We start from the raw sequence: 15,685 nt of genomic DNA, 5'->3' as shown, positions 1-15,685 counted from the left end.
TCAATCAATTATTATATATAATACTTTATAACTATTTTATTTTTTGTTCTTAGAATATTTAATAAATTATTGCAAAAGCTATTATAAAATAGATTAGTAAAGAACAAATATATAATAATATAGAAATTATAATATTAACATCAACACTAGAAAATAAACATAATATATAATTCACCAGTTATGTATTAACTAAATTACTCTCTATAATGATTATTCTAATAATGAGACAACAATATATAACCAAGTTATAATTTAATTGATAATAAACATCATTATTTTATAGCTATATTGAATGATTATAAAATCTATATTATAATATTAATTACAATATAATAACTATTATTAAGGAGGCGTATTCATTTATGGTAAAAGTATATACTACCAATACTTGTCCTTGGTGCGTTAAAGCAAAAACTTTTCTTAAATCAGAGAACATTGAATTTCAAGAATTAAATGTTCAAGATGATATGGAAGCTAGAGAAGAAATGATAAAAAAGTCTAATCAGATGGGTGTCCCAGTATTAGATATTAATGATAATATTATTATAGGCTTTGATAAGCCTGCTATTCTAAAGGCTTTAGGTAAATAATTAAGAGGCGTATATCCGCCTCTTTTATTTTGGCTTATATCAATTAATATCTGATTTATATTCTCATCTTTAATGCTATTTTCTTTTTCGTAATATATATTTTTCTGCATTTAAAAGCGCAATCGTACCATCTGATACAGCAGTTGTTATTTGCCTATACTTCTTTTGTCTTACGTCCCCTGCTGCATATACTCCTTGAATATTTGTTTGTAAATCTTCATCGGTAATTATATATCCTTGTTCATTCAATTTTATATAATCCTTTACTTCTTTTGTTCTAGGCTCTGTTCCTATATATCCAAAAACTGCATTAACATCTAAGCTACTACTTTCTTGAGTCTTAGTGTCTTTTATAATAACTGATTCCAAAAATTCCTTACCATTGGCTTGAGTCAAATCCTTATTTAATAGAACTTCTATTTTAGGATTATTGAAAACTTCATCAATTAATGACTGTTCTCCTTTAAAATAATCATACCTTCTTATTAAGTACACTTTTTCAGCAAACCTAGTTAAAAATATAGACTCCTCTAGTGCAGAATTTCCGCCGCCTACAACAGCAACTTTTTTGCCTTGATAAAGTGCTCCATCACAAATAGCACAGTAATGAATTCCTCTTCCTGAAAATTGTTCTTCTTGAGGAAGAGGCAGTTTTCTTGGTGCAGCTCCTGTAGCAATTATTACAGCTTTAGGTTGGTATACATATGATTCAGTTTCTATAATCTTTTCATCATCTGATATATATATCTTTTCAATTGAATCAAATTCATCAATATTTGCTCCAAGATCTCTAGCTTGTTCTTGAAATATGTCAGCTAAATCTCCTCCACCTATACTTTTAAATCCCGGGTAATTCTCTATAGTATAACTATTTCTAACTTGACCTCCCACAAGTTCATTTTCTAACAACAATGTATCCAACTTTGCCCTTCCTGCATACATTGCTGCTGTAAGACCTGCTGGTCCACCACCAATTATAATTAAATCCAATTCTTTCTTTTCTTTACTCATATCTATTTTCTCCTAATATTTAATACATTTTAAACTACTCAATACCCAAATATTATATTAATCTTTAAACTAAACAGACTATTTCAATGTATAAATAATTTATAGCGTTGAAATAGCCCATTAACATAAATTAATTCTTATTGAGCTCCAAATTGCTTTCAGCCAATCTTCTGAAAATAAGTTTGTTTTCTAACTCACTTACCTTTACCCTATCTCCAATTCTTATATTTCCTTGTAATATTTCCTCACTTAATTTATCTTCTACCTCTTTTATTATTAATCTTCTAAGTGGCCTTGCACCATAATCAAGGTCAATTCCTTTGTTTAGCAGGAACCTTTTACTATTATCTTCAAAGTTTAAGTATATATCTCTGTCTTCAAGCCTTTTTCTTATTGATGCAAGCATTAAATCTATAATTTGATTTAAATCTTCATCACTCAACTTATGGAATACTATTGTATCATCTATTCTATTTAAAAATTCTGGCCTAAATTTTTGCTTTAATTCTCCTAATATATTTTCCTTCATCTTTTCATATTCAGTTTCATTTTCGTTTTTAGAACTAACACTACTAAATCCTATGCTTTTTTGTTTTTTAATTTGATGAGCCCCAACATTTGAAGTCATTATAATTATTGTATTCTTAAAATTAACTATTTTTCCTTTACCATCAGTAAGCCTTCCATCTTCCATAATTTGAAGCAATATATTGAATACCTCTGGATTTGCCTTTTCTATCTCATCTAAAAGAACTATTGAATAAGGTTTTCTTCTAACAGCTTCTGTAAGTTGACCACCTTCTTCATGTCCTACATATCCTGGAGGCGATCCTATTAATCTAGATACCGAATGACCTTCCATGTATTCTGACATATCAATTCTTATAATATTATTTTCATCACCAAACATAGCTTCTGCAAGTGCTTTAGAAAGCTCAGTCTTTCCAACTCCAGTTGGTCCCAAAAATATAAAGCTTCCTATTGGTCTATTAGGATCCTTTATTCCAACTCTTGCCCTTCTCACAGCCCTTGCTATAGATTTAACCGCCTCATTTTGTCCAACAACTCTCTTGTGTAGTATTTCCTCTAATCTTAATAACCTTTCACTTTCCGATTCAGTTAATTTTTGAATTGGAATCTTAGTCCAAGATGATACTACACTCGCTATCTTTTCTGCATCTACAACTAGTGTCTTTATAGAATTCTGAGTATCCCAACTATCTTTCATATTACCTAACTGCTCTTTTAAAATTCTCTCTTTATCCCTTAAATTCGCAGCTCTCTCAAAGTCTTGAACTCGTATAGCTTCTTCCTTTTCTTTACCTATATTTTCAATTTTTTCTTCTAAATCTTTTAAATCCGGAGGGGCTGTTAAACTTTGGATTCTCACTTTAGCAGCTCCTTCATCAATCAAATCAATGGCTTTGTCTGGCATAAATCTATCTGTTATATACCTATCTGCCAAATTAACGGCCGCTTCTAAAGCTTCATCTGTTATTTCAACTCTGTGATGAGCTTCATACTTATCTCTTAATCCTTTAAGAATTTTTAGCGTTTCTTCCTTTGAAGGCTCTCCCACTGTTACAGGTTGAAATCTTCTTTCTAATGCAGAATCCTTTTCAATATACTTTCTATATTCATCTATAGTTGTGGCTCCTATACATTGAATCTCTCCTCTTGCTAAAGCAGGCTTTAATATATTAGATGCATCGATAGCACCTTCTGCTCCTCCTGCTCCTATAATAGTGTGAATCTCATCTATAAAAATAATTATATCTTTATCTTTAATTATTTCATCCATAGTTTTCTTAAGTCTTTCCTCAAATTCACCTCTATACTTAGCTCCTGCAATCATAGATGTTAAATCTAAAGAAACAACTCTTTTATTTCTAAGTATCTCTGGAATATTTCCCTCAACTATTCTCTGTGCTAGTCCTTCAACTACAGCAGTTTTACCAACGCCTGGTTCCCCAATCAGACACGGGTTATTTTTAATTCTCCTACAAAGAATTTCTAATAACCTTTGAGTTTCATTATCCCTTCCAATTACAGGATCTAGTCCTTGTTCCTTAGATAGTACTGTTAAATCCCTTCCATACTTATCAAGCATTGGAGTATTAGCTTTCTTATTATCAATTATATTTTTATCGCTAGCTTTATCTTCATAAGTACCGGATAAGAATACAAGTAATTCTTCACTTATAATGGTAAAGTTAAGATTCAAGCTTTTTAAGATAGTGTATGCCATTCCTTCTTCTTGGTTAAGTAAGGCTAATAAAATATGTTCAGGGCTAACATATTTATGATTTAATCTTTTTGCTGCTGCAAAACTTTCATCTATTAACCTTTTGGTACGAGGGGTAAGTAAAATATTATCGTCTGTTTTCTTGATATCCCCATAACCCAAGTATCTTTGTATCATATTTCTAATATTCTCACTATTAACCCCATATTTTTTTAATAACTTAGCAGAATATCCATCTTCTTTTAATATGCCAAGTAATATATGCTCAGTTCCAACATACCCATGTTTAAATTTTTCTGATTCATTTTCAGCTTCTAAAATTACTGCTTGTGCCCTTTCTGTTAATTTATTATATTCCATATACTTTAAACCTCCTATCTTCTCCTTAGGTTAACATTTCTTTCACTAATTTAGCTCTTTCATACTTAATTTCCTTATCATCTAGTGATTTTTTCAAATAATTTTGAAGGGATGAATTAGTAATTAGAATAAATAGTTTATCTAACTTACCCTTATCAATATTTATAATTGATAATTCCGCTCCTAATCTAAGATTTGATAATAGTTCAATAGACTCTTTAAAATCCAAAATCATTGCATATTTCAGTATTCCATATGCTCTATATATCTTATCCTCTAATTCATGTCTACATTTACTAAGTAATATTTCTCGGAATTTATTTTCCTCTATTATTATGCTCCAAACTGCTTCTTTTAATTTATTTATAATATTCTCCTCTGTCAAACCTAATGACACTTTATTAAATATTCTGTATAAATTTCCAAAAACTTTTGTACCATCTAGATGAACTCCCTTTATAGCAATTCCTAACTTACCAAGCCTTTTGGATATATTATTAATTTCTTCACTCATACTAAGAGCTGGCAAATGTAATACTACTGAGGCCTTCATTCCTGTTCCGATATTCTCTGGTGATGCTGTTAAATAACCTAATGTTTCATCAAAAGCATAGTCAAAATTTTCTTCTATCTTATCATCAATAACAGTTACTCTCTCAAAAATTTCTTCTAATTTCAATCCATCACTTACACATTGAAGATTTATATGATCTTTTTCATTTATCATAATGCTAAGATCTTCTTCTTTATTCAATATAAATGAGCCCTTATCAGAATTTTTCAAAAGCTCTTTGCTGATTAGATCCCTTTCTAAATATTGTTTACTAAATTCCTCTTTTGTATTCCAAATCTCATATAACGTAATTTCTTCATTATCTAATTCATTTTTAAGAACGTTATATACTTCTTTGCCATTTTCTCTACCCTTAATATAGTTTAGTTTATTAGGAAAAGGTAAATTACTAAAGTTTCTAGCTAACAACACTTTGCTACTTAATACTGCTCCAAGTCCTTCCTTATCATCTTCCCAGCTATTCATCACAATTTCCCTCCTTTCTATTTATAATTTCCTTAGTGTTACTTTCTAATATATATAATTCTAGTTTTTTAATTTCATCTCTTACTATTGCTGCTCTCTCATATTCCTCAGCTACTATCAATTTTTGCATCTCTTCTTTTAAATCCTTAAGGTTTTTTCTTTGAACCAATTCCTTTCCCTTTACCTTAGGAATCTTACCAATATGTTTACTTCCAACTTGTAAGCTCTTTATCCTTGGCTCAAGTACAATATTAAATTCTTTATAACAATCAGTACATCCCAATCTTCCTGATTTCTTAAATTCCTGATAAGTTAACCCACAATTTGGACAGATAATTTCCTTTACTTTATTATTATCTATATTTGATTTACCATTATCTACATTAGATAATATTTCTGTAAGTATTCCTTGAAATGGAACATTTATATTTTGCATTATTGGATTAAAGAACGGAATATTAGCTATATCTTTTGCACAATTTTCACATAACCAAATTTCTTGTTTCTGACCATTCATCACTGTAATTAAATTTATCTTTGCTTCATTTTTTTTACATTTTTCACATAACATATATATCCCCACCTTTAAGATAAAATTATCATAATCATAGCTTTTAAAATATCAGCTCTTACTTTATTTTTATTATCTGCTGAAGTTAAACTTCTATCATTTATTGCTATTTTCATTATTTCACATTCTCTTTCTTCAATAACTCCAGATTCTAATAAGTGATTAAGCAATGCGTTTGCATTATGATATGTTATTGTTTCTCCTATGCTTTGGTTAATTAATTCTTCTCTTCTATTGGAGTTGTCATCATCCAACTGCTTGATCGCTATATGACCTCCGCCGCCTCTCTTGCTCTCAATTAAATATCCTCTTTCATAGGTAAATCGAGTTGTTAATACATAGTTTATTTGGGACGGCGCGCATCTAAATTGATCTGCTAACTCATTTCTTTGTATAAAAATCACATTATCTCTATTCTCATTAAACATTTGTTTTATAAACTCTTCTATTATATCTGAAAGTCTTGCCATAACATCACCTGCTTAAACCTTTATTTAATTATTTGTTTTTGACTTACTTTGACTTTATAATATTATACTATACTTCTTCTACTTTTTGAAGTATCAATATAAATTTATGATTATTTATATTACTGTATGTTAATAATATCTAATATATTTCAATTTATGGAGGTTTTATATGCAAATTATTTGGTATGGACATTCTTGTTTCCTTATGAAAACATCCATTGGTAAAAGAATTCTAATTGATCCATTTAGCAACAATTTAGGTTATGATAATAATTTCCCTAAATCTGATTTAATTACCATTAGTCATAACCATTTTGATAGTTCATATATTAATGATATAAATAATACAACCAAGATTATTAATGAGAGCGGAAACTTTAACTTAAGCTTCCTTAATATAGAAGGGTTTGACTCCTTTCATGATAAGTGCAATGGACTAAAAAGAGGCTCAAATATTATTTATATATTTAAGGATGATAAACTTTCCATATGCCATTTAGGACATTTAGGCCATATACCTTGTTCATTGATTTTAGAAAAGCTTAAAAATATTGATATTTTACTTATCCCTATTGGTGGACATTTCACTCTCAACGGTTTTGAGTCTGCGAAACTTTGTAACCTTATTTCCCCCAAATACATAGTTCCTATGCATTATAAAACTAATACAACAACTTTATACTTAGACGACCCTAAGAATTTTATAATATCTATGAAGAGCGTAAAAAAAATAAATTCTAATATATTAGATACTTCTGACTTGTATATAAATTCTAACCTTAAGTCTGAATGTATCTTGTTAACACCTCCATATAAATAGTGAAAATAACTATTTCAACTATTTTTAAATAAAAAAAGACCGCCTAAAGACGATCTCTCTTTTATTACTCTTGGTTTGGAGCTCCCACTGGGCAAACATTAGCACAGTTTCCGCAATCGATACAAGTATCTGCATCAATAACGAATTGAGTATCTCCTTGAGTTATAGCACTAACTGGACATTCTCCAGCGCATGCTCCACAGCTAACACATGAATCATTAATAACAAATGCCATCTAGAACACCTCCTAATAAATTGTGGTAATTAACCTCTTACATTTTAACACGTATTCGTATGTTTTAAAAGTGTTTTGTATTCTAGACTTCTTATTTTTTAATATTGTTATATCATTTACGATTACAAAACAACATATCCTAAATCCTCTATGGAATTTATAATACTTTCGAGTTTTAAAAAGATATCATTATATATCACTGTTATCTCCCTTTTTGCAAGCGAAATTTCAGTAGCTATTACTCCCGAATTCTTAACAACTGTATCTTGAATTATCTTGGCATCGTCATTAGACTCCATATTACAAATCTTAATAACAGATTTCATAGAAATTCCTCCTATTTTTCATTAATAAGATTTTTTATTAATGTTTTATCTTCCTCTGACTCAACAATCAATTTTATATTATTTTCATCAATTGTGTCTTCATATTTTCCTGAAACGAGCTCTACATCAGTTATTTTGAATTCCTCAACAACTTCCTCGTCTCCTCTTCTAACCTTAACCTTTACCATCTCTTTAACTATTGAATTACCAACAACTTCTCCATTCCCAGCCTCTGTCTTAACAATAGAACCAATCTTAGGCAATCTCTTTCTTATACCTTCATATGTAGTTTGCTCATAGTTCAAACAGCACATCAATCTTCCACATATTCCAGATATCTTGGTTGGATTCAAAGAAAGATTCTGTTCCTTTGCCATTTTTATTGACACAGATGCAAAGTCTCCTAAGAATGTAGAGCAGCACATAGGCCTACCACATGGTCCAAGTCCTCCAACCATTTTAGCCTCATCTCTTACTCCTATTTGTCTTAATTCTATTCTGGTTTTAAATATAGTAGCTAAATCCTTAACTAATTCTCTAAAATCTACTCTACCATCTGCTGTAAAGTAGAATATAACCTTATGATTATCAAATGTATATTCTACATCTATTAATTTCATATTTAATTTATGTTCTTGAATTTTAGCTAAACATATATCTAATGCTTCTTTTTCTTTATCCTTATTTTCTTTATGTTTTCTAATATCATCCTCATCAGCAATTCTAATAACATTCTTTAAAGGTGATACTATATCTTCCTCTTTTATCTCCTTAATTCCTATAACGCATTCACCAAATTCTATACCTCTAGCTGTCTCTACTATTACATAATTGCCCTTTTTTATATCCAATTCTAATGGACTAAAGTAGTAAATCTTTCCTGCCTTCTTGAATCTTACGCCTATAACTTTTATCATTAATTATACCTCCGCAAAGCCCATAAGCAAAACACTTATGACCATTGAATAGTTCGTATTACTATTAAAATTTATTCTAGCTTCTTTTATGTATTCTAACATACTATTTAATTTCTTATAAGATATTCCTCTTGATATATTTTTTATCTTATATATTTTATCAAAATTAACAACGAGTTCACTATCATTAAGTTCTTTAAGAAGTAAGATATCTCTTATATATGATAGAAGTATATTTAGTAACTCTAATTTATCTTCTTTTGCACTTTTTAATAATTCTTCATACTTTAATATAATACCTTTTTGTCTACTTACGATATCTTCAAATAATTCTATACATATATCTCTCAAATTTCTCAACTTATCATCGCTAAAAAATCTATCTACATTTCCAGGTATTCCAGCACTATAAGCTAATGCAGCTTTTTTATCATCTTCACTTAAATTATTATATTTTTCCTCAAGGTAACTCAAAATTTCTTCTTTATTTAATGGTGTTAACCTATATATTTGGCAACGCGATTTTATTGTATCTAAAATTACTTCTAAAGAATCACTTAGTAATATTAAATGTACACCTCTTGGTGGTTCTTCAATAGTTTTTAATAATGCATTTTGAGCTTGAACTGTTAGCTTGTCACATTTATATAATATTAATACCTTTTTATCACCTTCATAAGGCTTTTTATTGACTTCACTTATAATGCTTCTCACATCATCAACACCAAATGAATTGGAATTAGGAGAATACCTTACAATATCAACACTCTCTACACCATTTCTCTCTTTAATAATCTGGTTTGAAAGATACTTAGCTACTATACTTTTTCCTATTCCATCATTACCAATTATTAGATTTGCATGAGAAAATGAATCCTTTTGTCTTCTATTATTTATATTATCGATAATATTTTTATGTCCGATTATCTTTCTCAATGCTTATCTCTCCTTGATATCATATTTTTACGAACTTATCCACATCAATTACGAATACAGTAGCACCTCCCACGCTAATTTGCACTGGGTATTGTTGCATATATCCACTTTCACTTCCCCCAAGGGTAGTTGGTGTAACTACTGTCTCATTTCGCTTTCTACATACATTCCTAATAACATCAATAACAAGTTCGACTTTTTCCTCTTCAATTCCTACCAATAATGTAGTATTACCAGATTTAAGAAATCCTCCTGTAGTTGCTAATTTTGTAACTCTATAATCCTCTTCTGTTAAAGCCTCTATGACATCTGCTGAATCTTCATCCTGAACAATTGCAATTATCAATTTCATTTTAATTCCCACCCTTAAACTAATAATAATTTACTACATATTATTTTACCACAAATAGGTGGCTTTTTATTACTTAGTTTATATTTGTCCATATTTTAGGTCTTAGTATATTTTTTATTTGATTAATTACATTTTCTTTCGTATTATTTGCATCTATCTTAACAATTCTATGATTATTATTTTTATAAACAATATCATATCCTTCTCTAACTCTTTCATGAAACTCTAACTTTTCTATATCTAATCTATTTACTTCTCTGCAATCATTATTAGCTATTCTAGCCAATCCTATTTTAGGATCAAGATCAAATAGCACTGATATATCCGGCATATACTCACCAATAGCAAATTTATTTATACTTAAAACTTCTTCTATTCCTAAATTTCTCGCATAACCCTGATACGCCAAAGAAGAATCTATAAACCTATCACAAAGAACTATTACACCTTGATTCAATGCTGGTATCACTTTTTCTACAAGGTGTTGTCTTCTCGCCGCTGCATATAATAGTGCTTCTGTTTTAGCATCCATCTCCTTGTTATCTTTGCTTAAAATAACTTGTCTTATTTGCTCTGATATTTTAATTCCGCCTGGCTCCCTCGTCTTTATACATTCAAAATTATTTTCTGTAATCCAATCATATATTGCGTCAATCGCCGTTGTTTTTCCGGTTCCCTCGCCACCTTCAAAAACTATAAATAAACCTTTTTTCATCTTAAAGTACCCCTCTGTATATTAGCGTTTAAATGTAAGAATTTAATTTCTAAGCATGTTCGCTAAATAAGATTATCCTAACATTATCCTTATAATAATCATAATCTGGATCCTCTACATTTGTATTAACAATTTTCTCTTCACATGCTTTACAAATCTTTTCTCCATTTAATATTATACCATCGCAATCACTTGCTCCACATAAAAAACATGATTTATTTGTATCCTCCATTAGTAATTCCCCCTTAATTTTATGATTCTTATAAAATTATTACCAATTATGTAGACTTTATACACCTTGTGGATGTTAATAACTTCTATATAGATATTTTTTTAATTTATGGTAATACTAATAAAGAGCAATATATATTTACACAATTACTACTGAATTTAATACAAATTGCATAATGTAAATATAGCTTGCAAAAATAGCTTATATTATTAAATTTTCAAACAATAATTTGCTCATAATATTTAAAATAATAGCTATATTAAGCTTATATTTAATACAGCTATTATCATGTTAACAATAAAAACATTAATATGAAAGGAGAACTTACTGTAAAACAAAGCAAAACCTGTACTATATACAAGATCTAGTAATTTATTTTGCAAGTTTTAAGTAAGGAATTGCGCTTATGAAAAACAAAATTATTTCATTTTTATCTACTTGTGCTGACGATATTAAAAATCTCTGTACCTATTTATATGAGAATCCCGAAAAAAGTTATAGTGAAGTTAACGCGTCTAATTGCATATGCAATTTATTAAATAAATATAAATTTGAAGTTGATAGAAATTTTTTAAACATTAACAATTCATTTATAGCAAAGAAAGGCCAGGGTCATCCTAAAATATGTTATCTATGTGAATATGACGCTATCGAAAATGAAGGTCATATTACCGGGCATAATATGGTTACTGCAATGTCAGTATCCGCTACATTAGCTTTAGGAAGTGTTATAGATGACATCGGAGGTTCTGTAATACTGGTAGGTTGCCCCGGTGAATACTTTGGCGGGACTAAAGGGACAATGGTAAAACAAGGACTATTTGATGACATAGATGTTGTAATGGTAGCACACCCTGACACATGTACATGTGAAAGTGGCTCTTCATCAGCAATTATCCCATTAGGACTTAAGTTTGAAAGCGAAAGCAAGTTAAGTTTTTTAAATCGGAATTCTTATACATCATTAGATGCCGTTTTACTAACTCTTAATATTTTAAACTCTATAAAAAAAGGATTTCCAGATAATTTAGAAATAAATTCGGTTATATCTAATGGTGGGTATACAACATTGCTATTACCAGCAGATTCTGAAATTAAATTTTGCATTCGTGCATCTAACACGAAAACTTCTAACGAAGCTTATGATAAAATAAGAGAAATTGCACATAATGTGACAGCATTAATAGATATTCCTAATAAATTTTTCTTATATGAGTCTCCTAATAAGGAGTTAATAACCAATAGAACACTAAATAGGCTATTTAGTCATAACCTTAAAGAAAGTGGAATAATAAATATTAATCCACCAAAAGATATATATGCTGGATTAAGCATTGGAGATGTAAGTCATAAGGTTCCTTGCATACATCCATATATATCTATAATAGATGATGAAAATATTAAATATGGAAGCCTAGATTTCGCAAAAGCAACTACATCTGAATTTGCTTTAAAACAATGCAATATAGCAGCTACAGCTCTTGCATTAACTGCTATTGACTTGATACAAAACGAAACTTTACTCTCTGAAGTTAAGTCTGAATTCTTTAATAATAGAAATTGCTAATAAAAAAATTTTAAGATATGGTATCTTAAAAATAATATAATATATGCTTTTGATAATAATAAACTCCATATATTATATCGATTTATATTTTAAGATACCATATTTCACTTCATAGATTCTGGCATAATAAAAAATCAAACGTAAAATCCTTTGATGTATTTTCATATTAAACTTACAGAATAATAAAAATAATAGTATATTACAAGAAATGCTATGTGTTTACAAACCATCTTATAATAGTATAATATTAGTTGTACTGCTTAGGAGGTGTTATAAATTGATTCAAATCTATAAAAGCGAAAGTGAATTTGATCCTTCCCTAAAATTAATAGATACGATAGAAAATGGTGCTTGGATAAATCTTATTGCTCCATCTGCTGAGGAACTAATATTAATATCAAAGAAAACAGGTGTCCCTTTGGAATTCTTAAAAGCAGCTTTAGATGATGAAGAAACCTCACGTATCGATATTGAAGAGGATTCATTATTAATAATAGTGGATATACCGTTTACCGAAATGGAAGATAACTCTCTTACTTATGATACATACCCATTATCAATAATACATACTAATAAACAATTGATAACTGTATGCTTAAAAAACAGTAAAATCCTAACGGATTTTGCTAATAACAAAATTAAATCTTTTTATACATTTAAAAAATCAAGATTTACATTACAAATACTAAATAGAATATCAACATACTATTTACTTTATTTGCGTCAAATAGATAAAAAAAGTTTAATGATTGAAAAAAGGCTTCATAAATCTATGAAAAATAGAGAGCTTATACAATTACATTCTCTGGAAAAATCACTTGTTTATTTTTCAACTTCACTAAAGGCTAATGAAATTACTTTAGAGAAAATGCTGAAATTAGAGCTTATGCAAAAATATGAAGAAGATAAAGATGTTTTAGAAGATGTAATTATAGAAAATAAACAAGCTATAGAAATGACTGAAATCTATAGTAATATATTAGCTAGTACAATGGACTTTTTTGCTTCTGTAATATCAAATAACTTAAATATTGTCATGAAAGTACTTGCATCAGTTACAATTCTTATGGCAATACCGACTATAATAGGTGGAATATTTGGTATGAATATAGCATTACCATTATCTGCGGATAATCCACATGCATTCTCCATAGTTATGGGCGTAACTATTGGCATTTGTGGACTTGTTGCCTTTATATTATATAAAAAAGATATGTTTAACTAACATATCTTTTTTATAATATCTTATAACTACTCTTATCCCCTAAGCCTTAGTTGTAGCATCTTGTGTGCAGATATCCTTTTGGAGTTTTTCTACTCCTTTATATGATCTAAGTTCAGCTTCTATATCTTCAAGTGAACGATTACGAGTTTCAAATACTTTAAATTGAACAAACCAAATTGCCGCAAAACAGATTATACCATAACCTATAAATAAACTACCTGTACCAAAGTAATTCAATAATGCTGGAAATGTCAATGATACCATCATATTAGCACTCCAATTAATTACACTACTAAATGAATTGCCTAAGCCACGAATATTTAGTGGAAATACTTCTCCTACCATAACCCACATTACAGGTCCCCAAGTAGCTGAGAAAAAGGCAATGTAGATAGTTAATGCAATAACACATATAATCGAAGCAACAGATGAACCATTAGAAAATTTCATTGAGATGCTCATAATCAATAGCGAAACTCCCATCCCAATAGCTCCATAAATAAGCATTTTTTTACGGTCAATCTTATCCATAATGGCTACAGCTATAGCAGTAATTATTATATTAAAGACTCCAATTCCAATATGGGCAAGCAAAGCTGCTTGTACACCAAATCCGACATCTGTAAATATAGTTGGTGCATAATAAAGAACTGTATTGCATCCCATAATTTGTTGAAAAATAGCTAGACCAAAGCCTATAACTAATGCCGGGCGTACAAATTCGCTAAATAGCTCTTTAACTCCACCACTTTTAATCTCAGCTTGTTTTTTTATTTGAGCTAATTCATAATTAACAGCACTTTTATCATTTTTATTCATATGTTCTAATATACTTCTTGCTTCGTCTACTCGTCCATCTTTTACTAAAAATCTAGGACTTTCTGGTAACACAAGTGCGCCTATTAAAAGAACTGCTGCTGGAATAGCTGCGAACCCTAACATCACTCTCCAACCAGTATATAAATCTGAAAATGCATAATTCGTAATATAAGCCAATAAAATTCCGCTCATAACCATTAGCTGAAACAAACTTGATATGGTTCCACGTTTTTCAGATGGTGATAGTTCAGCTAAATAAGTTGGAATTAGAGCTGAAGATGCACCAACTGCGACACCAAGAATGATTCTAAATATAATTAATGACCAAATTTCTGGAGCAAATGCTGATCCAAGTGCGCCGACAAAGAATATAACAGCCGATGTAAGAATTAGCTTTATACGGCCATATTTATCAGACATAGGACCAATGATTGCAGCCCCAAGAATAGCTCCTAATAATACAGAACTTACAACCCATCCTTGCTGCCATGAATCAAGGTGCATTTGTTCTTGAATAAATAAAATAGCTCCTGAAATAACTCCAGTATCATAACCAAACAAAAGCCCACTAAGTGCAGCGAAAATATATATTACAGAGTTACTAATTTTTATTTTCATTAAAATCATCTCCCATTTTTTATTTCATTTGATTTAAATTCGTATATTCCTAGTGCGTTTATAATATTCCTAAAATTTCTTCGTTCGGAAGACTATTTTTATCGTTTACAAAAGATACATTAATTGCCTAGTATATTTATAATTTGACTTCCATGAAACTTGGTAAAAATAACTAGCAAGGCCAATTTTCTCTTACATTCTTTAAATAATACTGTACTAGTTTTTATTCATATTTATCATATCGATAAATATACCTTCTATTAATAATCTAATAATGCATGCTTATCTATTAGCTTTTAGAAAAATAGGTACCCAATATTTATTTTCCTTAAATTTAGTATAGCACTCTTTGAAACCTTTTTCAATAAACTTTAAAAAGTAATTTAAAAAGTAATTTAAAAATTTATTTAATATATATTTATGATAATATCCTACCTTTGCAATTATAGTAAACCAATTTAACCAATGTAATACCATTAAATATATAAATTCAATCGCTGCAACACATGTCATGTGATATATAATTCATTAATTCACTCTATTAGTGACCCATTAACTTATAATATTTCTATGAATTAATTCAATTTTAAATTATAGATTTCCATAAAGCTTATTATATACATAAAAAATAGCCTAT

The 15,685-nt window shown here is 29.2% G+C and carries 17 protein-coding genes; 4 read left to right on the top strand and 13 right to left on the bottom strand.

From position 1 onward, the window contains the following. Positions 1–362: 362 nt before the first annotated feature. Positions 363–590: a glutaredoxin family protein gene (locus KEC93_RS00785; protein WP_011967488.1), complete on the top strand. Its 228-nt coding sequence runs from the start codon at positions 363–365 to the stop codon at positions 588–590. Positions 591–665: 75 nt separating this feature from the next. Here the strand turns inward: KEC93_RS00785 and trxB are convergent, their stop codons facing one another. The 5 genes from trxB to KEC93_RS00760 form a co-directional block, all read right to left on the bottom strand. Beyond that, complete coding sequence (trxB, locus tag KEC93_RS00780; RefSeq protein WP_039769019.1) at positions 666–1,601, bottom strand: thioredoxin-disulfide reductase; 936 nt, start codon at positions 1,599–1,601, stop codon at positions 666–668. Positions 1,602–1,731: 130 nt separating this feature from the next. Then, a complete protein-coding gene (locus tag KEC93_RS00775) occupies positions 1,732–4,206 on the bottom strand; it encodes an ATP-dependent Clp protease ATP-binding subunit (protein WP_039769017.1) in 2,475 nt (824 codons plus the stop codon). Positions 4,207–4,231: 25 nt separating this feature from the next. Next, positions 4,232–5,245: a protein arginine kinase gene (locus tag KEC93_RS00770; RefSeq protein ID WP_077869656.1), complete on the bottom strand. Its 1,014-nt coding sequence runs from the start codon at positions 5,243–5,245 to the stop codon at positions 4,232–4,234. After that, positions 5,238–5,816, bottom strand: coding sequence for a UvrB/UvrC motif-containing protein (locus tag KEC93_RS00765; protein ID WP_011967484.1), 579 nt, complete (start codon positions 5,814–5,816; stop codon positions 5,238–5,240). The genes KEC93_RS00770 and KEC93_RS00765 overlap by 8 nt, the downstream gene beginning before the upstream one ends. 14 nt (positions 5,817–5,830) lie before the next feature. Further along, complete coding sequence (locus KEC93_RS00760; protein WP_011967483.1) at positions 5,831–6,286, bottom strand: CtsR family transcriptional regulator; 456 nt, start codon at positions 6,284–6,286, stop codon at positions 5,831–5,833. Positions 6,287–6,455: 169 nt separating this feature from the next. Here KEC93_RS00760 and KEC93_RS00755 point away from each other — a divergent pair, with 169 nt between their 5' ends. Continuing rightward, positions 6,456–7,106, top strand: a complete 651-nt coding sequence (locus tag KEC93_RS00755) for an MBL fold metallo-hydrolase (protein WP_023976583.1) — start codon at positions 6,456–6,458, stop codon at positions 7,104–7,106. A 64-nt stretch (positions 7,107–7,170) separates the two neighbouring features. Here KEC93_RS00755 and KEC93_RS00750 read toward each other — a convergent pair whose 3' ends face one another. The 7 genes from KEC93_RS00750 to KEC93_RS00720 form a co-directional block, all read right to left on the bottom strand. Beyond that, positions 7,171–7,341 (bottom strand): 4Fe-4S ferredoxin, encoded by a 171-nt coding sequence (locus KEC93_RS00750; RefSeq protein ID WP_008426524.1) that lies wholly within the window; start codon positions 7,339–7,341, stop codon positions 7,171–7,173. 122 nt (positions 7,342–7,463) lie between these two features. Then, on the bottom strand, positions 7,464–7,667 hold the full coding sequence (locus tag KEC93_RS00745) for a heavy-metal-associated domain-containing protein (protein ID WP_077869657.1): 204 nt from the start codon (positions 7,665–7,667) through the stop codon (positions 7,464–7,466). A gap of 11 nt (positions 7,668–7,678) precedes the next feature. Continuing rightward, a complete protein-coding gene (locus KEC93_RS00740) occupies positions 7,679–8,584 on the bottom strand; it encodes a PSP1 domain-containing protein (RefSeq protein WP_023976584.1) in 906 nt (301 codons plus the stop codon). Positions 8,585–8,587: 3 nt separating this feature from the next. Further along, complete coding sequence (locus KEC93_RS00735; protein WP_023976585.1) at positions 8,588–9,520, bottom strand: DNA polymerase III subunit delta'; 933 nt, start codon at positions 9,518–9,520, stop codon at positions 8,588–8,590. 19 nt (positions 9,521–9,539) lie between these two features. Further along, positions 9,540–9,872: a cyclic di-AMP receptor DarA gene (locus tag KEC93_RS00730; RefSeq protein WP_011967478.1), complete on the bottom strand. Its 333-nt coding sequence runs from the start codon at positions 9,870–9,872 to the stop codon at positions 9,540–9,542. 73 nt (positions 9,873–9,945) lie between these two features. Beyond that, positions 9,946–10,587, bottom strand: a complete 642-nt coding sequence (tmk, locus tag KEC93_RS00725) for a dTMP kinase (protein ID WP_023976586.1) — start codon at positions 10,585–10,587, stop codon at positions 9,946–9,948. A 49-nt stretch (positions 10,588–10,636) separates the two neighbouring features. Next, the gene (locus tag KEC93_RS00720) at positions 10,637–10,819 is read right to left on the bottom strand and encodes a sigma factor G inhibitor Gin (protein ID WP_011967476.1); all 183 of its coding nucleotides are present in this window, start codon (positions 10,817–10,819) and stop codon (positions 10,637–10,639) included. 406 nt (positions 10,820–11,225) lie between these two features. Between KEC93_RS00720 and KEC93_RS00715 the strand changes: the two genes are divergently transcribed. Together KEC93_RS00715 and KEC93_RS00710 are read left to right on the top strand one after the other, a co-directional pair. Next, positions 11,226–12,386: a zinc-binding metallopeptidase family protein gene (locus KEC93_RS00715; RefSeq protein ID WP_077869658.1), complete on the top strand. Its 1,161-nt coding sequence runs from the start codon at positions 11,226–11,228 to the stop codon at positions 12,384–12,386. Positions 12,387–12,663: 277 nt separating this feature from the next. Beyond that, positions 12,664–13,611 (top strand): magnesium transporter CorA family protein, encoded by a 948-nt coding sequence (locus KEC93_RS00710; RefSeq protein ID WP_039769009.1) that lies wholly within the window; start codon positions 12,664–12,666, stop codon positions 13,609–13,611. A 39-nt stretch (positions 13,612–13,650) separates the two neighbouring features. On the opposite strand, the gene KEC93_RS00705 is transcribed toward KEC93_RS00710, so the two are convergent. Continuing rightward, entirely contained in the window at positions 13,651–15,048 is a 1,398-nt protein-coding gene (locus tag KEC93_RS00705; protein WP_023976589.1) for a sugar porter family MFS transporter, read from the bottom strand. Positions 15,049–15,685 lie beyond the last annotated feature (637 nt).

This window comes from Clostridium beijerinckii, assembly GCF_018223745.1.
GTDB lineage: Bacteria > Bacillota > Clostridia > Clostridiales > Clostridiaceae > Clostridium > Clostridium beijerinckii.
The sequence above is the reverse complement of the archived record's forward strand: the minus strand, read 5'-3'. Positions and strand labels throughout refer to the sequence as shown.